This is a genomic window from Acidovorax temperans, from assembly GCF_028596105.1.
Taxonomy (GTDB): Bacteria; Pseudomonadota; Gammaproteobacteria; order Burkholderiales; family Burkholderiaceae_C; genus Acidovorax; species Acidovorax temperans.
In genome coordinates this window covers 3,184,842-3,202,846 of record NZ_CP117193.1, presented here as the reverse complement: position 1 = coordinate 3,202,846, position 18,005 = coordinate 3,184,842, and the positions used below count along the sequence as shown (strand labels likewise).

General features: G+C 56.7%; 16 protein-coding genes and 2 tRNA genes. 8 read left to right on the top strand and 10 right to left on the bottom strand.

The features are described from left to right. Positions 1-18 precede the first annotated feature (18 nt). From ispE to PQV96_RS15035, 3 genes are read right to left on the bottom strand one after another with little or no spacing between them, the layout of a single operon-like run. On the bottom strand, positions 19-876 hold the full coding sequence (gene ispE, locus PQV96_RS15045; RefSeq protein ID WP_273623394.1) for a 4-(cytidine 5'-diphospho)-2-C-methyl-D-erythritol kinase: 858 nt from the start codon (positions 874-876) through the stop codon (positions 19-21). Between the two features lie 9 nt (positions 877-885). Beyond that, on the bottom strand, positions 886-1,422 hold the full coding sequence (locus PQV96_RS15040) for an outer membrane lipoprotein LolB (protein ID WP_242638098.1): 537 nt from the start codon (positions 1,420-1,422) through the stop codon (positions 886-888). After that, the gene (locus PQV96_RS15035; protein ID WP_207373760.1) at positions 1,419-3,197 is read right to left on the bottom strand and encodes a tetratricopeptide repeat protein; all 1,779 of its coding nucleotides are present in this window, start codon (positions 3,195-3,197) and stop codon (positions 1,419-1,421) included. The genes PQV96_RS15040 and PQV96_RS15035 overlap by 4 nt, the downstream gene beginning before the upstream one ends. A 32-nt stretch (positions 3,198-3,229) precedes the next feature. On the opposite strand from PQV96_RS15035, the gene mutM reads away from it, so the two are divergent. The 3 genes from mutM to mutY all read left to right on the top strand — a co-directional run bounded on the left by mutM (position 3,230) and on the right by mutY (position 7,163). Next, positions 3,230-4,042, top strand: coding sequence for a bifunctional DNA-formamidopyrimidine glycosylase/DNA-(apurinic or apyrimidinic site) lyase (gene mutM / locus PQV96_RS15030; protein WP_207373740.1), 813 nt, complete (start codon positions 3,230-3,232; stop codon positions 4,040-4,042). Positions 4,043-4,149: 107 nt separating this feature from the next. Next, complete coding sequence (locus PQV96_RS15025; protein WP_066698865.1) at positions 4,150-6,117, top strand: dynamin family protein; 1,968 nt, start codon at positions 4,150-4,152, stop codon at positions 6,115-6,117. Then, positions 6,114-7,163, top strand: coding sequence for an A/G-specific adenine glycosylase (mutY, locus tag PQV96_RS15020; RefSeq protein ID WP_082759211.1), 1,050 nt, complete (start codon positions 6,114-6,116; stop codon positions 7,161-7,163). The genes PQV96_RS15025 and mutY overlap by 4 nt, the downstream gene beginning before the upstream one ends. Before the next feature lie 58 nt (positions 7,164-7,221). Here the strand turns inward: mutY and rapZ are convergent, their stop codons facing one another. The 3 genes from rapZ to PQV96_RS15005 are packed head-to-tail and all read right to left on the bottom strand — an operon-like array spanning position 7,222 to position 10,647. Then, complete coding sequence (gene rapZ / locus PQV96_RS15015; protein ID WP_273623390.1) at positions 7,222-8,085, bottom strand: RNase adapter RapZ; 864 nt, start codon at positions 8,083-8,085, stop codon at positions 7,222-7,224. Beyond that, complete coding sequence (gene recN / locus PQV96_RS15010) at positions 8,075-9,751, bottom strand: DNA repair protein RecN (RefSeq protein ID WP_142083773.1); 1,677 nt, start codon at positions 9,749-9,751, stop codon at positions 8,075-8,077. Before recN ends, rapZ begins: the two co-directional genes overlap by 11 nt. Positions 9,752-9,753: 2 nt before the next feature. Then, complete coding sequence (locus tag PQV96_RS15005) at positions 9,754-10,647, bottom strand: NAD kinase (RefSeq protein WP_273623387.1); 894 nt, start codon at positions 10,645-10,647, stop codon at positions 9,754-9,756. 28 nt (positions 10,648-10,675) lie between these two features. Here PQV96_RS15005 and hrcA point away from each other — a divergent pair, with 28 nt between their 5' ends. From hrcA to greB, 4 genes are all read left to right on the top strand, one after another. After that, complete coding sequence (gene hrcA / locus PQV96_RS15000; RefSeq protein ID WP_044399571.1) at positions 10,676-11,680, top strand: heat-inducible transcriptional repressor HrcA; 1,005 nt, start codon at positions 10,676-10,678, stop codon at positions 11,678-11,680. A gap of 39 nt (positions 11,681-11,719) precedes the next feature. Further along, positions 11,720-11,796, top strand: a tRNA-Ile gene (locus PQV96_RS14995). A gap of 179 nt (positions 11,797-11,975) precedes the next feature. After that, a tRNA-Arg gene (locus PQV96_RS14990) sits at positions 11,976-12,052 on the top strand. Positions 12,053-12,132: 80 nt separating this feature from the next. After that, positions 12,133-12,693 carry a transcription elongation factor GreB gene (gene greB / locus PQV96_RS14985; protein WP_044401871.1) on the top strand — a complete coding sequence of 187 codons (561 nt, stop codon included), beginning with the start codon at positions 12,133-12,135 and terminating at the stop codon, positions 12,691-12,693. A gap of 44 nt (positions 12,694-12,737) precedes the next feature. Here greB and PQV96_RS14980 read toward each other — a convergent pair whose 3' ends face one another. The 4 genes from PQV96_RS14980 to PQV96_RS14965 form a co-directional block, all read right to left on the bottom strand. After that, positions 12,738-15,014, bottom strand: a complete 2,277-nt coding sequence (locus PQV96_RS14980) for a RelA/SpoT family protein (RefSeq protein ID WP_273623386.1) — start codon at positions 15,012-15,014, stop codon at positions 12,738-12,740. A 94-nt stretch (positions 15,015-15,108) separates the two neighbouring features. Beyond that, positions 15,109-15,312: a DNA-directed RNA polymerase subunit omega gene (gene rpoZ / locus PQV96_RS14975; protein WP_005794722.1), complete on the bottom strand. Its 204-nt coding sequence runs from the start codon at positions 15,310-15,312 to the stop codon at positions 15,109-15,111. 16 nt (positions 15,313-15,328) lie between these two features. Next, a complete protein-coding gene (gene gmk / locus PQV96_RS14970) occupies positions 15,329-15,949 on the bottom strand; it encodes a guanylate kinase (protein WP_273623377.1) in 621 nt (206 codons plus the stop codon). Between the two features lie 36 nt (positions 15,950-15,985). Further along, complete coding sequence (locus PQV96_RS14965; protein WP_084601541.1) at positions 15,986-16,903, bottom strand: YicC/YloC family endoribonuclease; 918 nt, start codon at positions 16,901-16,903, stop codon at positions 15,986-15,988. Positions 16,904-16,978: 75 nt separating this feature from the next. Here PQV96_RS14965 and PQV96_RS14960 point away from each other — a divergent pair, with 75 nt between their 5' ends. Beyond that, a complete protein-coding gene (locus PQV96_RS14960; RefSeq protein ID WP_066698848.1) occupies positions 16,979-17,995 on the top strand; it encodes a serine/threonine protein kinase in 1,017 nt (338 codons plus the stop codon). The last annotated feature ends 10 nt before the right edge of the window (positions 17,996-18,005 follow it).

The following is an 18,005-nucleotide window of genomic DNA, read 5'->3' as shown; positions in this document are numbered from 1 at the left end:
TGTCGATGACAGTCAGCCTTAATTCGACTCTGCAACCCACCCTGCCAGAGGATGAATCATCAGATTGCCGCACGTTTTAATTTTCCATGCGCTTGGCGCATCTTGAAAATTAACTTTGTTTGGCATTTGTACAAACACTGCACTACCCGAGCCCGTCATTCTAGCATGTAATCCTTTGGATTTAAGCCAGTTGATGACTTTTTTTACCTCAGGACACAGACTTTCTGCGACTGGCTGCAAGTCGTTACGACCGAAATCGTAGTGTGCTGCAGCAAAGCCTAAGATTGTAGCATGTTCAGAATCACGTTTTAGAAGCTTGGAAGAAAAAATTGCTTTTGTCTCCAATCCCGCTTCTGGCTTGATCACCACAAACTGGCTGCTGGGCGGCTGTTCACGCTTTTCAAGCGGGCGTATTGTCTCACCAATTCCTTCCACCCAGGCGTTCTGGCCTCGCAGAAAGAACGGTACGTCGGCGCCCAGCGTGAGGCCAATACGTTCAAGCTCCGACCCCGTTAGTTTCAACTTCCACAAACGATTCAGTGCGATCAGGGTAGACGCCGCATCGGACGAGCCGCCACCCATGCCTGCTTGGGCGGGGATGCTTTTGTAGACTCCGATGTGCGCGCCAGCCCGGCAGCCTGTGGCTTCCTTGAGCGCGTGGGCGGCACGCAGCACGAGATCAAGGGGCGGCAGTGGCGTATTGATGTCTTCCCGGCTGAGTTGCCCGTCGGCGCGGATCTCAAAGTGCAGCGTGTCGCACCAATCAATCAGCATGAAGACAGATTGCAGCAGATGGTACCCATCGTCTCTGCGGCCCGTGATGTGCAGGAACAAATTCAGTTTGGCGGGGGCTGGTACGTCGTAAAGCGCAAGCATGAGAAAAGACTAATGGGAAAAGGCGATGCGCAAGATAGCCTTGGGCTTGGGGTCTGAACGTTGCGCGGTGATGCGCCCTTGCGAGAGTGCGCTCAGATCGGCTACCCAACCAGCTGCATTTGTCTCGATACCGCGTAGCCAATCAAAAATCGCCTTGATTGGGATGGCTTCTCCCGTGACCTGGGCGAGCAGTGCATCGAGTGAGTGCGAGGTCTGTTGCTGTTGGCCTGTCTGTAGCGTTGCGCCTTCGGAGCTCCACTTCAATTTGCCAAGGGTGTTGCCGAGGGGACTCAGCAAGATCAATTCGCCTTGATCTTCGGAGCCCTCAAGCTCAAACAAGGCGGAAAAAGACTGCGCGCTTTCCTCCTCCATCTGCAGTGCTAGGCGCCCAGACCAATAGGGCCGCTCGGGCTTCGCGACCAAGCTCGCAGAGGTGCAGCCGAATAGACTGAGCCCCAGCAGACCGGCCGTGCCTGCTGCGAGGAGCGTACGCCGTTGCTGGGCTGAAGACCGCTTGCCGTGTTCGGTGGCGTGAGAGGGGGTCAAAGCGACACTCCGAGGCGCTTGAGCGTGTCCTTCAGTGTTGAATTGTTTGGGTTGAGTCGTAAACCTTCTTGCCAGATGGCTTTTGCTTCGCTCGTGTTTCCTTGGCTCCAGAGAACTTCGCCCAGGTGTGCAGCGATCTCTGAATCAGGTTTTTTCGCAAAAGCGAAGCGCAAAAGGCGTACTGCCTCGCCCTTGTTTCCCAGTCTGAACTCGACCCAGGCCAGACTGTCGGTGATGAAGGGGTCCTCCGGCGCAAATTCCAATGCTTTTTGAATCAGTCTCTTGGCCTCTTCCAGTCTTACTCCTCGGTCGGCAAAGGAATATCCCAGGGCGTTGTATGCATGATGGTAGTCAGGCTGGCGCGCGATCACTTGCCGTAAGAGCGTCTCCATCTCGTCCAGCCGGCCAGTCTTTTCCGCAAGCATGGCTTGGTCGTAGACCAAATCGTTGTCCTCAGGGGTGAGGGCAATCGCTTCGCTTTGCAGTCTGTAGGCTTGCTCATTCTCCCCGCTGTCCTTGAGCAGTTGCACTTCCGCCAAAAGTTTCAGGCGACGTTCGTCTGCCGTACTGCCAGGTAGATTGCGCAAAAGCGTCCGTGCTTCAGCGAGTTGGCCCTGTTTGGCAAGCAGGGAAGCGCGCTGCCGTTGCACGCTGAAAATCTCTCCAGCGTTTTCAATCCGATCCAGCCAGCTGCGGGCGGCCTCCAAATCGCCTTGCTTTTCAGAAATTTGCGCTGCAAGCACATAGGCTTGTGTCATCAGCCGTTGGTTGCGTTGGGCCTCTCCAGCGGCATCTGTTAGCTCAAAAAAATGTCGCAATGATCCTTGTGCACGTTGGATTTCCTGGTTCTGGGTCTGCAGGCTTGCGAGCAGGAGCCAGGCTTCCGGCATATCGGGCTTTTCCTGCGTCACCCTGGTGAGCTGGTCGGATGCTGCAGAGAAGTTTGAACGGCTCAGTAGTACCCTCGCATACAGCATGCGAACCTCTGTATTGGAGTGTTTCTCCAAATAATCTTGTACGAAAGGCTCGGACGCGCTGATTCCTTCGTCCATGAGTTCCAGCGCGAGTCTTGCCTGACCCTCATAAGTCGGATCCATGGCTTTTGCTTTGGCAAGACTCTGCAGGGATGCGGCTTTGTCATCGGCGGCAAGTTGCAGGCGTCCTAGTGAGATCCATGCTGCGGCTCCTGTAGAACGGTTTTCCAGTTCACCTTTCAACGCTTCTTTCACAGCGCTCACTGCGGCAGCCTTGTCGGCAATACGTCCGTACATTTGCGGTACGGCACTCAGAATGCCCACTCTGTTCGGAAGCGGTGCTTGTTCAATGAACTGGCGCAGAGGGCCTGCTGTTTCTCCCACCTTGTTGAGTGCAATCAGTATCTGTAGTACGTAGCGGTTGGCCTCTCGCGACTGAGGATGGTCCTCCTGCCATGCTTTTGCTGCTGCCAGGGCGTATTCGCCAGAGCGTGACTGCAGAGCAATGTCCGCAGCTCTTTGGTAGAGTTGTTCGCTTCTAGAGCGCCGTGCCGCGTCCAGAATCAGAGCATAGCCAGCCCCCGGGTCTCCGGTTCGTGTGGTTACTTCACCCAGCAAAATTTCGTAGAAAAGATTGCCATCCAGTTTGGCGTTAGGTGGTGGCGGATTGGATCCGTTTGAAGTAGGTGAGGCGGGCGGTTTTGCCTGTGCTCCGCCGAAGGCTGTCGCGAAGGATAGGGCAATAACCACGGGGATCATTCGAAAGCGATGAATATGCTCCATCGAACCATAATAATCCACATGCTTGTCTCTTTGCTCGTTGGGGGGCACCTATGCCTGAGCTGCCCGAGGTAGAGGTGACGCGCCGCAGTTTCGCCGAGGCGATTGCGGGTGCACGTATCCTGGCTGTTCGTTTGGGGAAGCCGCTTCGTTGGCCCTTGGGCTGCGCGGCAGAGTCATTGGTGGGCTTGCATGTCGTGGGGGTTCGCCGCCGCGGTAAGTATCTGTTGATTGATCTTGATCGGGGGCTTTTGCTCGTTCACTTGGGGATGTCTGGGAGCTTGCGATTTTCCGGTAGTCAGCCAGAGCCGGGTAAACACGATCACTGGGATCTACAGACCTCGGCGGGCACGCTTCGCTTGCACGACCCGCGCCGTTTCGGAGCTGTTGTTTATGCCCAGGGAGAAGAAGCCCCTGTGGCTAAAAAGCTTTTGGGTGGGCTGGGTATGGAGCCTCTTGGGCCTTCGTTCTCCCCGCTGGCTTTTCATCAAGGCGTCAAAGCCAGTCGCCTACCCGTCAAGCAATTATTGTTGGCGGGGAAGTTGGTGGTAGGCGTTGGCAATATTTATGCATCCGAGGCGCTTTATCTTGCGGGAATACGTCCCACGGTTCGGGCATCCTCTCTGGGCCCTGTGCGCATCCATCGGTTGTATCAAGCCATAGGGCAGGTCTTGGGCAAGGCGATAGAACTGGGGGGAAGCAGTTTGAAAGATTTTTCAAGTGCCGACGGCTCTTCGGGGCATTTCCAGAACGCTGTTCAGGTGTACGGCCGGGCGGGATTACCGTGTTACGTTTGCGGCACCCCCGTGAAAATGATCAGGCAAGGGCAGCGCAGCAGTTTTTATTGCCCGAGTTGCCAACGTTAGTTGCGCCTCTGTCCTAGGTTGCCAGTCCAAGAGTGAGCTTGTGGACGGTCGGTGCTATATTTTGTTCATGTCTGCTTGCAGACCGACCATTGCATTCCGGGAGCAAAGTGGGACCCTCATTCAACGAACAGTTCGACCAGCATGGCGCTTGGCGTCGCGCATTTGCACAGCAGCTCAAGCAACTTGCAGAGTGGATGTCGAACCATGACCTTATGGACGCAGCAGTCCAAGAGCGACTGCAGCGCCTTGAAGGACAGGTGCGCACAGACAAAGTCATGGTTGCGTTTGTCGCTGAGTTTTCTCGAGGTAAGTCGGAGCTCATCAACGCGATTTTCTTCGCCGATTATGGGCGGCGCATCATGCCTGCCAGTGCTGGACGCACGACGATGTGTCCAACCGAGCTGGGTTACGACTCAGCACTGCCTCCGAGCCTTCGGCTGCTTCCCATTGAAACGCGCCTTCAAATGCAAGGTTTGGCAGATTGGCGTCTGAAGCCTGAGCGTTGGGTGGAGATCGCATTGGACGTGAACAACGCGGACCAAATTGCGAAAGCCTTAGAAAAGGTATCTGAAATTCGGCGGGTTTCCATTGAGGATGCCCGTGCTTTGGGTTTCTGGCATGACGATCTGACGGACGAGAACCCAGTTCCAGATGTTGACGGTTTGGTTGAAGTGCCCATGTGGCGCCATGCGCTGATCAATATTCCACATCCCCTGCTCAAGCAGGGTTTGGTGATACTGGATACGCCTGGATTGAACGCCGTGGGTGCAGAGCCAGAACTTACGGTGAACCTCATTCCGCAGGCCCATGCGGTAGTGTTTATTTTGAGTGCAGATACGGGCGTCACTCGCTCGGATCTCTCAATATGGCGAGAACACCTGGCGACCTCCACGGACAGCATGGATGCGCGGTTGGTGGTTCTCAACAAGATTGATACGCTCTGGGACTCGCTGAACTCGCCTGAGCAGGTTCAAGCCCAATTGGGCAGGCAGTGCCGGACCTCTGCAGAGATGTTGGGCATCCCTTTGGAGCAGGTGGTACCTGTTTCGGCTCAGAAGGGCTTGGTCGCAAAAATTGCCTGTGACGATGTGTTGCTGGAGTCCAGTGGCCTGCCAGCGTTTGAGGAAGTCCTGGCACAGGGTGTGATGGGACGCCGCCAAGCGATCTTGCGGGCCGCCGTTGCTACCGGTGTTGCCAATCTGCGAGCCGAAACATCCCGTGTCATCAACATCCGGCGTCGCGATCTCGATGACCAGATGGCTGAGTTGCGGAGTCTGCGTGGGAAGAATGCTTCTGTCATCGAGAGCATGCGCCATCGGATTGAGCAAGAGCAGGAGGAGTTTGACCGCAGTGCCGCGAAGATTCAGGCAGTTCGTGCGGTTCACCTCAAACTGTTGCGCGAAGTCTTTCAGCAGCTGGGCTCCAAAGCGCTCAAGACTGAACTTACGGAACTGTCCAAATTGCTGCAGCAAAAGGGCTTGAAGCTCGGAGTGCGAAAAATCTACCTGGAGACCTTTGACAAGCTCAAAGGCACTGTCGATAAGGCTCAAGCTTCTGGCGTGGAGATCCAGGCCATGCTCGCTGGCACCTTTCGTCAGTTGAACGCAGAGTTTGGATTTTCTCTACAGGTTCCACCAGCGCCACAGTTGGAGCATTTTTTGCAGGATTTGGCTCATATTGAGCAGAGCCACCTGCAATATCTGGGCGTCAGCAATGCACTGAAACTCGCTCAGCCAGAGTTCTCTGAGCGCCTGGTGCGTGCTTTGGGAACCCGCCTGCGTACCGTCTACGAGTCTGCTGCCAATGATCTGGAGCTGTGGAGTAAGTCTGCAACGGCGCAGCTGGATGCGCAATTGAGGGAGCGTCGTCGTAGTTTTTCGCGACGCATTGAGGCGGTAGACCGCATTCAACAGGCTGCAAGCGGCCTGGTCGAGCGTATTGCCGAAATTGAGGCGGGTGAAGATGAACTGATTCAACTGGAGCAGCGGTTGCAAGAGCTGACTTCGCAGTTGATCGAGCTACCAGAACAAGAGTCTTCCCAAAAAGATACGCCCGTGGACTTTCTGTTGGCATGAGCGAGTCTTTGGAGTCCGTAGCCACTCGGGTTGTGCGGTGGCAGGCGAGTCATGGACGCAGTCATCTCCCCTGGCAGCAGACCCGCGACCCCTACAGGGTTTGGCTGTCGGAAATCATGCTGCAGCAAACCCAGGTGAGCACCGTGTTGGGTTACTACGCACGTTTTCTGGAACGATTCCCGGATGTGCACGCACTTGCCAGCGCTTCACAGGATGAGGTGCTGGGTCTGTGGAGCGGCCTGGGTTATTACAGTCGTGCCCGAAATTTGCATCGGTGCGCGCAGCTGGTTGTTGCTGAGCACGGCGGGGTTTTCCCTTCGTCCGCTGAACTCTTGGCGAAGTTGCCGGGAATCGGTCGCTCCACCGCAGGAGCGATTGCCGCATTTTGTTTCTCCCAGCGAGTACCGATTCTCGATGCCAATGTACGTCGTGTATTGACCCGAGTGGTCGGATTCGATGGTGATGTGGCGGTAGCCAAGAATGAACGAGCGCTTTGGGAGCATGCAGAGGCCTTGCTTCCCGTCTCTGACCTTGCTGCAGCAATGCCACGCTACACCCAGGGGATGATGGACTTGGGTGCGGGGGTGTGCACCCCTAAAACTCCACAATGTCTGATTTGCCCTTTGATGGGCGTGTGCGTGGCACAGAAGGAAGGCGCTCCAGAGCGGTACCCCGTCAAAACACGAAAGCTAGTCCGCAGGTCGGAGTCTTGGTGGTTGCTCTTGCTCATACGGTTGGATGGAGCCGTTTGGCTTGAAACTCGCCCATCCACTGGCATATGGGCGGGCTTGCAATGCGCGCCGATTTTTCCTGATCGTGAGACCGCAGCCAATGCAGCTGCCGCAATCGCACCTTTGGCTTCGCTGCGTGAGCACGCTGCTTTTTTACATGTGTTAACCCATCGCGACTTGCATCTTCATCCTCTGGCAATAGCGGTGGATCATGAGTGCCGGCCTAGCGAAACTGGGCGGTGGTTCCAGACAACTGAATGGCCACAAGCCGGGCTACCCGCGCCTATGCGCAAGATCCTTGAGGACTGGGCATAAGGCTGCTGCAGCATTTAACGGCGCCTGAGACGGGAGCCTAGGGTACGGTAGTGCCTGTCTATCGACCATACATCTCTCTATGGCGCCTGAGGACTTTCCAGCGTTGCTCGAAACGACGTGCCAATTGTTCTACCAAGTAGACGGATCGGTGTTGTCCACCAGTGCAACCGATGGCCACAGTGACGTAGCTTCGGTGGTTTTGCTCAAGCACATCCAGCCAATAGGCCATGAATTGCTCAATGTGCTGTTCCATGGTGACTACCTCTGGCTGTTGTGCCAAAAACTCTGCCACAGGCGCATCCAAGCCCGTCAAATCTCTCAGAGAACTCTCGTAGTGTGGGTTGGGTAGCATCCGCACGTCGAACACGTAATCGGCATCCACGGGAATTCCCCGCTTGAACGCAAAAGACTGGAACACCAGCGTCATTCCCCCTGCGGCTACCGACAGCAGTCCTTTCACATAGCTTTGAAGTTGTGACGATCTGATGTGGCTGGTGTCGATCACGTGAGACTGCTCGCGAAGGTCTGCAAGAAGTTCTCGTTCGAGTTCAATGATTTGAACCAAGGCTTGGCGTCCTTGTAGTAATTCGTCGTTGGATAGCGGATGACGCCGTCTCGTTTCCGAAAATCGACGAATCAATGTGCCTGTAGTGGCATCCAGAAAAAGTGACTGGACGACGATGCCTTGCGACTTGAGCCGGTCGAGTTCTTTGGGGACCTGGGGTAATGAGGTAGCACTGCGCACATCCATGGCAATCGCTACGCGGTTGCCATGGTGCTTGTGTTCAAGAGCCACGAACGCCGTAAGTAACTCTGGTGGGAGGTTGTCCACACAGTAGTAACCAGCATCTTCCATTGCATGCAGGGCGACCGACTTGCCTGAGCCTGACATACCCGTGATCAATACGATTTCAAGTGCCATTGCTGTCCCCGCGTTCAGACCCGGCAACCTCCAGCATTTCCTTTGCATGGGCCAGGCTCGTTTGTGTTGGGCGTTCTCCGCCTAGCATTCTTGCAATCTCAGCGACCCGAGCGCTGCCGGTCATGCTTTGCACGGTGCTGGTCGTACCTGCTTTGGACCGAAGTTTGGACACTTGCAAGTGGTGGTGTGCACAGGATGCAACTTGAGGTAGGTGGGTGACGGCTAGAACCTGCCGATCTGCACCAAGCTGTTGCATTAACCGCCCGACCGTTTCTGCAACGGCGCCGCCCACCCCGGAGTCCACTTCATCAAATATCAGGGTAGGGGCACGTCCCAGCTCGCTCGTTGTGACTGCAATCGCCAGGGATATGCGAGACAACTCCCCCCCCGAAGCCACCTTGCCTATTGGCTTAGGCGTTGCACCGGGATGCCCTGAGACCAAGAAGGAGATTTCATCCAGCCCATGCGATGCAGGTTCAGTCAATTTTTTGATCTCAACCTCAAACTTTCCTCCTTGCATTCCAAGGCCGTGCATGGCTTTGGTGATGGATGAGGACAATCGTGGTGCTGCTTTTGACCGTTGCACCGACAAGGCTCTTGCTGCAGCGTGGTAAGCGCGTTCGCTCGAATCGGCCTTTGCAGTCAATGCTTCAATATCCCTTGAAGCATCGAGTTGCTGCAGTGACTGTTTCCACTCCTGCAGCAGCAGCGGCAAGTCGGCAGGTGGACGCTTGTATTTACGCGCCAAGTTCAGCCACAGGGAAATTCGAGTGTCCAACTCTGCTAGTCGTTCTGGGTCTACTTCTGTTCTGCGTAAATAGCTGTGCAGGGAGTGAGCGACGTCACCGGCTTGCGCCAGGCAAGACGACAGTACATCCGACATCGCGCTGAAATCCGCTTCAACATGTTCCTGGTTCTGTAGCGCCGTATGGGCTTGAGACAACTGGTCCAAGGCGCCGTTGTCTTCGTCTTCCAATATTCGAAGGACACGTTGTGCCGCCTCAATCAGTGCATTGGCGTTGGATAACCGCCTATGGGCCGAGTCCAGCTCCTCCCACTCATCTCTTTGTGGTGCCAGCTTTTCCAGTTCGGCAATTTGCCACTGAAGTCGGTCACGTTCTTGCTGCAGAGTCGCCTGTGCCTCGCGAGCTTGCTGTAGAGCCTTTTGCGCTTGTCGCCATTGGGTCCAACGTGCCATGGTGTCGGTTGGATTGGTTCCTGCGTATGCATCCAGCAGGTTGCGTACTGATTCTGGGCGAGTCAAGCTCTGCCAAGCATGCTGACCATGGATGTCCAACAACTGCTCGCCCAGAGATCTCAACTGAGTTGCTGTCACTGGCACTCCGTTGATCCAGGCACGGCTTTTACCTTGGTTGTCTACGGTACGCCGCAAAAGTATCGCAGCTTCCGCATCAATGCCTGCTTCTTCCAACCATGGTGTAACGTGGTCAGGAACATCGAACTCCGCGCAGATATCGGCTTTGGCTGCGCCCTCCCGTACAACGCTGGTGTCAGCCCGTGCGCCCAGCACGATCTGAAGTGCATCGATCAAAATGGATTTACCTGCCCCTGTTTCTCCTGTCAGAACGGTAAAGCCAGGTTGTAATTCGAGGTCTAGTGACTCCACGATCACGAAATCGCGTAGCACCATGCGCTTGAGCGCCATGCTCAGGACCCCCCCTCATTCCAGCGGAGCTTTCGCCGCAAGGTCGCAAAGTAATTCCAACCAGCAGGGTGGAGGAAGCGCACACAGTGCTCTGAGCGTCGCACCAAGATTCGGTCGCCATGCTGAAGTGACGCTAAAGATTGCATGTCAAAGTTGGCACTGACGTCCCGCCCACTGACCACCTCCACGGCGACTTCTGTCGCGTCCGAAAGAACGATCGGGCGGTTGGATAGTGTGTGCGGTGCGATGGGAACCAAAACCCAACCTGGAATAGCGGGGTGCAGCATGGGTCCCCCTGCGGACAGTGAATATGCAGTGGACCCTGTCGGCGAGGCGATGATCAATCCGTCCGCTCTCTGGTTCGAGACAAATCTGCCCCCCACTTCAACACGCAACTCCACCATCCCCGATGTTCCGCCGCGATTGACCACCACATCATTCATGGCGAACGCTTCGAATACCACCTCTTCGCCTCTCATCACGCGTGCATGCATGAGGGGTCTTGAGTCTTCCTCATATTCGCCACGCAACATGGGGCCCAAGGTAGTCTGGTACGCTTCAAAAGGGATGTCGGTGATGAAGCCCAATCTGCCTTGATTGATGCCAATGAGCGGTACCCCATGGCGTGCCAGCCTACGTGCGATGCCCAGCATCGTGCCGTCCCCGCCGACCACCAGCCCCACGTCGCAAGTGGCCATTTCCTCCACTTGAATTGATGGAAATTCTGTAAGCCCAGTGTTCTGCGCTGTCTCTGCTTCCAGCATTACCTCGCAGCCCAAGTTCGTCATGAAGTCAGCAATCTTCTCAAGGGCCAGCAAGCTGCTCTCGGACATGCCTGGAGCCGCAGAGGGTTGGTATTTGCCGATGAGCGCGACACGACGGAATTTCAGAGTCATTTGGAAATTACATCATTAAAATCAAACCATGCTCGATGACCGTGCCAAGTTGTTGCTCAAAGCGCTGGTCGAGCGCTACATCGCAGACGGCCAGCCCGTAGGCTCACGCACGCTTTCTCGGGCCTCCGGGCTGGATTTGTCTCCTGCCACCATCCGCAATGTGATGGCGGACTTGGAAGAGTTGGGGCTTATTGCAAGTCCCCACACCTCGGCAGGGCGTGTACCTACAGCCCGAGGCTACCGCTTGTTCGTGGACACCATGTTGACGGTGCAGCGGGACGGGCTGGAGGCTCCGCAATTGATGCCCGAGCAGCCGCAAAAAGTGATCGCGAATGCGGCTCATCTTCTGTCCAGTCTGTCTCAGTTTGTCGGTGTGGTCATGGCACCCCGCCGCAGTTCGGTATTTCGTCACATAGAGTTCTTGAGACTGTCAGAACGCCGGTTTTTGGTGATCATCGTTTCGCCTGAGGGCGATGTTCAAAATCGGGTCATCTTCACTGATTCCGACTATTCGCAATCCCAGCTTGTCGAAGCTGCCAACTTTCTCAACGCGCACTATGCAGGTTTGGAAATGGAGCAGGTCAGGGAGCGCTTGAAGTCGGAGGTGGATTTGTTGAGAGGCGAGATCGCCTCTTTGATGCAGGCTGCGGTCAACGTGAGTTCTGAGGCGTTATCGCAAGCCCAGGATGAGGTCGTGATTTCAGGGGAGCGGAATCTGTTGTCAGTGAGCGATTTTTCCAGTGACATGGGGAACCTTCGCCGGGCGTTTGATCTCTTTGAGCAAAAGACGCAAATCCTGCGCTTGCTCGATATCTCGAGCCAGGCCGAAGGCGTGCGCATCTACATTGGGGGCGAGAGTCAGGTGGTTCCTTTCGAGGAGCTGTCAGTGGTCAGCGCTCCTTATGAGGTCGATGGCAAAGTTGTCGGAACGTTGGGGGTGATCGGCCCGACGCGCATGCCGTACGACAAGATGATCCAGATCGTGGACATCACTTCCAAGCTGGTTTCCAACGCGCTCAGTTACCGCAAATAAACGCCTTACAATCCGTCGTCCTGAGAAGCAGGCTGGTTTGGGGCGTTAGCTCAGTTGGTTAGAGCAGAGGACTCATAATCCTTTGGTCGCGGGTTCAAGTCCCTCACGCCCTACCAAAAGGCCTGCTGCGAATGCAGCCCACTTTTTCATAAAAAGTGGCATTTTTCAAAAAATGCAGTCTGGCGTGTATTACAATCTCAGTCATGCGATGAAGCTGATGTCTTCGCTAAGAAGACAAAAGCAAGTTGCATAAATTTTTAAAGTTCTAAAAATTTATGCTATAATTCAAAGCTTAGCGGCTGTAGCTCAGCTGGATAGAGTACTTGGCTACGAACCAAGGGGTCGTGGGTTCGATTCCTGCCAGCCGCACCAATGTTTAAAGCCTGCAACTGAAAAGTTGCAGGCTTTTTCATTTGTCCAATCGCTTTATTCTTTTCGGAGATGAATGCGCCATGAGCAAAGCCTTCACCAAAGAGACGGATGGTGATGAAGATGACGAGGTGTCGTTGCCTCCCTTGGCCAAAGGTGCCAAGAACTACATCACTCCTGCAGGATACGCACGCCTTCGTGCGGAGTTGCTGGACCTGATTGACAACGAGCGTCCTAAAGTCGTCGAGGCAGTGCACTGGGCTGCCAGCAACGGAGATCGTTCCGAGAATGGCGATTACCTTTACGGCAAAAAGCGGCTGCGGGAGATTGATCGTCGCATCCGCTTTTTGACAAAGCGTCTAGAGATCGCTGAGGTGGTTGACCCTAGCCTTCACGCGGGTAGCGATCAGGTGTTTTTTGGCGCCACCGTGACCTATTGTGATGATGAGGGAGTGGATCGAACCATCACCATCATGGGCATTGATGAGGCGGACAGTCACGCGGGGCAGGTGAGTTGGATTGCGCCCGTAGCCCGGGCATTGCTCAAAGCCAGGGTGGGGGATGAGGTGGCGCTTCCGACTCCAGCAGGCACCCGCATGCTGGAGGTGAGATCCGTCTGCTATCCCGACCCTGTAAAGTCTTGAGTTGTGGCTCTCCTGCCATCGCTGCTCTGGATGGCAGGGCAGAGTCACGTCGCTTGCGGCGTGATTCTGTTGGCACGAATCACCGCCTGGGTGCGGCGCAAATTCCGCAGAGCCGCCTCCAGATGTGCCTGGTCACGTACCGCAACAACGAACCTAAGGTCAGTGGTGTCCAGGGCGGCCTCGTCATCCATGTCCACATGGGTGATGTCCGCTTCGGAGTTGGCCAACTCCTGGGCGATCCGTGCGAGTACGCCCTTGCCGTTGATGACGGTCACAACCACCCCGGTTTCGAACAGGCGTGTCGGTTCGTCTGCCCAGTCCACGGCAATGAAGCGTTCGCTGTCTTTGTGCTGCAAGCGCTTGGCCACACTGCAATCCGCGTTGTGTACGACCAGCCCCTCGCCGCGGCCCAGGTAGCCGACGATGCGATCACCCGGCACCGGGCGGCAGCAAGGTGCATATTGTACGGAAGCGTTTTCACTACCATCCAGAGTGACTGCGCCCTGGGAGAGGGTCTCGTGTGAGGTGTACCGCTCGCGCGTGAGCAGCAGTGCATCGGGACGATGGCCGTGCTCGCCCAGCAGTACCACCAGCCGTTTTGCCACGATGCTGGCGATACGTTTGCCCAGTCCCAAATCCGTCAGCAATTCACTGCGGTTGCGGTTGCCTGTGAAGCGCAACAGCTTTTCCCAAAGAGCATGCGTTTCGCCTTCGTCGGGCGGGAGCTGTTCCAGGCCTTCCGCGCGAATTGCCTGGATGAGCAGTTTTTCGCCCAGGCTTTCGGACTCGGTGTGGGCCAGCGTTTTGAGGTAGTGCCGTATCTTGGAACGAGCACGTCCGGTGCGCACGAACCCCAGCCAGGCGGGGTTCGGTGTGGAAACAGGCGTGGTAATGATCTCGACCACATCCCCATTTTTCAGCTCGGTGCGCAAGGGCACTTGCTCGTTGTTGATTTTGGCTGCCGTGGTTCGATCGCCCACATTGCTGTGGATGGCGTACGCGAAATCCACCACTGTGGCTCCGCGCGGCAATGCCATGATCTGGCTCTTGGGTGTGAAAACATAGACCGCGTCCGGGAAAAGATCCACCTTGACATGGTCCCAGAACTCCGCGGCATCCCGGGTTTCGTTCTGGATGTCCAAAAGCGACTGCAGCCATTTGGTACCCAGTCGCTCTGCTGATGAGCCGTCAGAGTCTTGCGCCTTGTAGAGCCAGTGCGCTGCTACGCCGGCTTCCGCAATCACATGCATCTCGTCCGTGCGTATCTGGAATTCGATGTTGATTCCAGATGGCCCCACCAGCGTGGTGTGCAGAGACTGGTAGCCATTGAGTTTGGCAATGGCGATGTGATCCTTGAACTTGCCTGGGACAGGCTTGTACATCTGGTGCAAAACACCGAGTGCGGTATAACAGTCCGTGATGGTGGGTACGATGACGCGAAAGCCGTAGATGTCCGTCACCTGGGCAAAGCTCAGGTGCTTGAGGTGCATTTTTTGATAAATCGCGTACAGCGTTTTCTCGCGCCCCGCCAGGCGGACTTTCATGCCTATGCGATTGAAGGCTGCGTCTACCTCGGCTTGTACCTTTTGCACCAGATCCCGCCGCCGGTTGCGCGACTTGTTGACCGCCTTTGAGAGGGTGGCGTAGCGCCAGGGGTGCAGATGCCGAAACGCAAGGTCTTGCAATTCGCGGTAGGTCTGGTTCAGCCCAAGGCGGTGAGCAATAGGGGCGTAAATCTCAAGCGTTTCGGAGGAAATGCGCCCCCACTTGCTGCGGGGCATGTCCGACAGTGTGCGCATGTTGTGCGTACGGTCGGCCAGCTTGATGAGGATGACCCGCACATCCCGCGCCATCGCCAGCAGCATCTTGCGAAAAGACTCTGCCTGGTTTTCTTCGCGGGTGTTGAACTGGAGCTTGTCCAGCTTGGTCAGTCCGTCCACCAGCTCTGCCACCGGGGCGCCGAACCGGTCAATCAGATCGGCCTTGGTCACGCCGCAGTCTTCCATGGCGTCGTGGAGCAGGGCGGCCATCAGGGCCTGTGCATCTAGCTTCCAGGCGGCGCATTGCGCCGCCACGGCAATGGGGTGGGTGATGTAAGGCTCACCGCTGTTGCGCAGTTGCCCCAGGTGCGCTTCGTCAGCGAAGCGATAGGCCTGCCTTACCTGTTCAATGCTGGCGGCGTCCAGGTAGCTGAGGTTTTCCGTCAGCGCAGCAAAGCTGGCCGCTGCGGCGTTGGCTGCGGCGGCGGTCGGGCTGGCTGTAGGCTGGGCATCGCCAGGTCGGGTCTGCGTTGCAGAATGTAAGTTGAGCACCGCGGTCATGCCTTAAATGTAGCGCGGGAGTTGGAGGGGTGGCGGAGAAGCAAAAAAAAGCACCGCATAGCGGTGCTCATTTGGGGGCATTGCCCGACAAAAATCAACCTGGAACTTTTTTCAGCATTTCCAGACCGACCTTGCCTTCGGCGATTTCGCGCAAGGCAGTCACGGCGGGCTTGTTGCGGCTTTCGATGCGGGGGGCGTGGCCCTGGCTCAGCATGCGAGCGCGGTACGTGGCGGCCAACACGAGCTGGAAGCGGTTGGGGATCTTTTCCAGACAGTCTTCTACGGTGATGCGTGCCATCGTTTTACTCCGGGATTCAGGTGATATTGAGCGACTTGAAGGTGTCTGCACGGGCGCGGCGTTGCGCGGCGTACTTGAGTCGCTGGGCGTGAACGACCGCTTTCAGATCAAAAAGGGCGCTCTCGAACAACTCGTTGATTATAACGAAGTCAAATTTATCGACCTGTGCCATCTCGATCGCGGCGTTCTTGAGGCGCAGCTCGATGGTTTCGGCCGAATCCTCGCCCCGGCGTTCCAGGCGCGAGCGGAGTTCCTCCCAGCTGGGGGGGAGGATAAAAACCAGCACTGCGTTGCTGAAGGCCTGCTTCACCTGCAATGCGCCCTGGAAGTCGATCTCCAGAATCACATCGGCGCCTTGGGCAATGCGTTCTTCAATCGCCTTCTTGGAAGTGCCGTAACGGTTGCCATGCACATGCGCCCATTCCACGAAGGCATTGGCCTGCACCATGGCGTCGAATTCGGACTGAGATGCGAAGTAGTAATTGCGACCGTGCTTTTCCTGTCCGCGGGGCGCGCGGGTGGTGTGGGAGATCGACAGGTGGACGTGAGAGTCCAGCTCCAGCAGGGCCTTGACGAGGCTGGATTTGCCAGCACCGCTGGGGGCCGCAACTACAAAGAGATTTCCGGGGTAGTCCATAGCAGATAAGCGCAAGGCGCTATCAAAAAATGAGTGTTATTCGATATTTTGCACTTGCTCGCGCATTTGCTCGATCAGGACCTTCATGTCCACGCTGATGCGGGTGAGGTCCAGGGCGGCAGATTTGGAGCCCAGGGTGTTGGCTTCCCGGTGCAACTCCTGGATGAGGAAGTCCAGGCGTTTGCCGACTTCGCCGCCCTTTTTCAGCAGGCGTTCGATTTCATCCAGATGCGACTCCAGGCGCGTGATTTCTTCCGCCACGTCGATGCGAATGGCAAAAGCGGTGGCTTCGGTCAGTGCGCGGTCGCGGGCGGCCTCGGGCAGGATGGCGCCATCGGTGAGGGCCATGGCTTCCTTCCAGCGCTCCATGAAGCGCTGGCGTTGCTGCTCGACCAGTTGCGGCACCAGCGGCACCGCTTGCTGGGCCAGCGCGCGCAGTTGCTTGGCGCGGTCCAGCACCATGGCGGCCAGGCGCTTGCCTTCGCGTTCGCGGGCGGACAGCAGCGCTGTGAGGGCTTCTTCGGCCAGCGCAGGCACGGCTTCGCTCCAGTCGTGCGAGCTGGTATTGGCGTTGGCGCACAGGCGCAGCGCATCGGCCACGCTCAGCGGTGCAGCGCCGGGCAGCCAAGCCTTGACGGAGTCTTGCAAGGTGTTGAGGCGTTGCAGCAAGCGCGCTGGTGGGTCTTGCAGGGTGTTGCTGTCTTCGTTTTCGATGGCGGCACGCACCTCCACCTTGCCACGCTTGAGGCGGGCTGTGAGCAGGCTGCGCAGCGTGGGTTCCAGCGCTCGCAGGTCGTCAGGAAGGCGGAAGGACAGGTCCAGAAAGCGGCTGTTGACCGAACGGATTTCCAGGCCCAGCCTGCGATTTTGGGGGGCGCGGCCCTCGGCTTCAGCGCCAGTGGCAGACGCGCCTTGCTGCGCGCTGGCGTATCCGGTCATGCTGTAAACTGGCATTGGACTTTTTGATGGTTGCTTGCGATCCGGCGATTATCCGGGTTCCGCCTAACCCCCGAGTCATCTTCGCAAAATATGTCAAAAATCAAGCCCGCACCATTGCCACCAGATACGTTGCTCGGTGGCTATCGCGTGGTGCGCAGGGTCTCTTCCGGCGGCTTCGGCGTGGTGTACCTCGCTGTGGATTCCGAGGGCCAGCAGGTTGCCATCAAGGAATACCTCCCTTCATCATTGGCCACGCGCGCGCCAGGCGAGTTGCTGCCCAAGGTGCCGCCTGAAAAACTCTCGCTGTACCGCCTGGGCCTCAAGAGCTTTTTTGAAGAAGGGCGTTCGCTCGCGCAGATTTCGCACGCCTCGGTGGTCAGCGTGCTCAACTTCTTCCGCGAGAACGAAACCGTCTACATGGTGATGAACTACCTGGAGGGCGCGACCCTGCAGGATTTCATCATCACCGCGCGCGACCTGAAGACGCAGAAGGTCTTCCGCGAATCCACCATCCGCTCATTGTTCGATGAAGTGCTGCGCGGCCTGCGCATCGTGCACCAGCACAAGATGCTGCACTTGGACATCAAGCCCGCCAACATCTTCATCACCGATGACAACAAGGCTGTGCTGATTGACTTTGGCGCGGCGCGCGAGGTGCTGAGCAAGGAAGGCAACTTCATCCGCCCCATGTACACCCCCGGTTTTGCTGCGCCCGAGATGTACCGGCGTGATTCACAGATGGGGCCGTGGACCGACATCTACGCCATAGGTGCCTGCATCTATGCCTGCATGCAAGGCTTTCCGCCCAATGAAGCGCCTCAGCGCATCGAAAAAGACCGCCTTTCGCTGGCATTGACCAAGCTGCGCGGTGTGTACTCGGACAACCTGATCGAAGTGGTGGAATGGTGCATGGCGCTGGACCCGCTCTCGCGCCCGCAATCGGTGTTTGCTTTGCAAAAGGAACTGAGCCGGGAAGGTGAGCGCCGCTACACCAAGCTCTCGGTGGCTGAAAAAATGCGGCTGCAGCTGGACACCCTGGTGTCTGACACCAAGAAGAACGTGCAAAAGGTGGGTGAAGCCACCGGCATCGGAGCCAAGCCCAAATGAACGCGATCTA

Bases quoted from the DNA above. Each gene is read 5' to 3' on its own strand.
- ispE (WP_273623394.1), bottom strand. From the start codon at position 876: ATGCTTGCGCTTTACGACGTACCAGCCCCCGCCAAACTGAATTTGTTC.
- mutM (WP_207373740.1), top strand. From the start codon at position 3,230: ATGCCTGAGCTGCCCGAGGTAGAGGTGACGCGCCGCAGTTTCGCCGAG.
- mutY (WP_082759211.1), top strand. From the start codon at position 6,114: ATGAGCGAGTCTTTGGAGTCCGTAGCCACTCGGGTTGTGCGGTGGCAG.
- rapZ (WP_273623390.1), bottom strand. From the start codon at position 8,085: ATGGCACTTGAAATCGTATTGATCACGGGTATGTCAGGCTCAGGCAAG.
- recN (WP_142083773.1), bottom strand. From the start codon at position 9,751: ATGGCGCTCAAGCGCATGGTGCTACGCGATTTCGTGATCGTGGAGTCA.
- PQV96_RS15005 (WP_273623387.1), bottom strand. From the start codon at position 10,647: ATGACTCTGAAATTCCGTCGTGTCGCGCTCATCGGCAAATACCAACCC.
- hrcA (WP_044399571.1), top strand. From the start codon at position 10,676: ATGCTCGATGACCGTGCCAAGTTGTTGCTCAAAGCGCTGGTCGAGCGC.
- greB (WP_044401871.1), top strand. From the start codon at position 12,133: ATGAGCAAAGCCTTCACCAAAGAGACGGATGGTGATGAAGATGACGAG.
- PQV96_RS14980 (WP_273623386.1), bottom strand. From the start codon at position 15,014: ATGACCGCGGTGCTCAACTTACATTCTGCAACGCAGACCCGACCTGGC.
- rpoZ (WP_005794722.1), bottom strand. From the start codon at position 15,312: ATGGCACGCATCACCGTAGAAGACTGTCTGGAAAAGATCCCCAACCGC.
- gmk (WP_273623377.1), bottom strand. From the start codon at position 15,949: ATGGACTACCCCGGAAATCTCTTTGTAGTTGCGGCCCCCAGCGGTGCT.
- PQV96_RS14965 (WP_084601541.1), bottom strand. From the start codon at position 16,903: ATGCCAGTTTACAGCATGACCGGATACGCCAGCGCGCAGCAAGGCGCG.
- PQV96_RS14960 (WP_066698848.1), top strand. From the start codon at position 16,979: ATGTCAAAAATCAAGCCCGCACCATTGCCACCAGATACGTTGCTCGGT.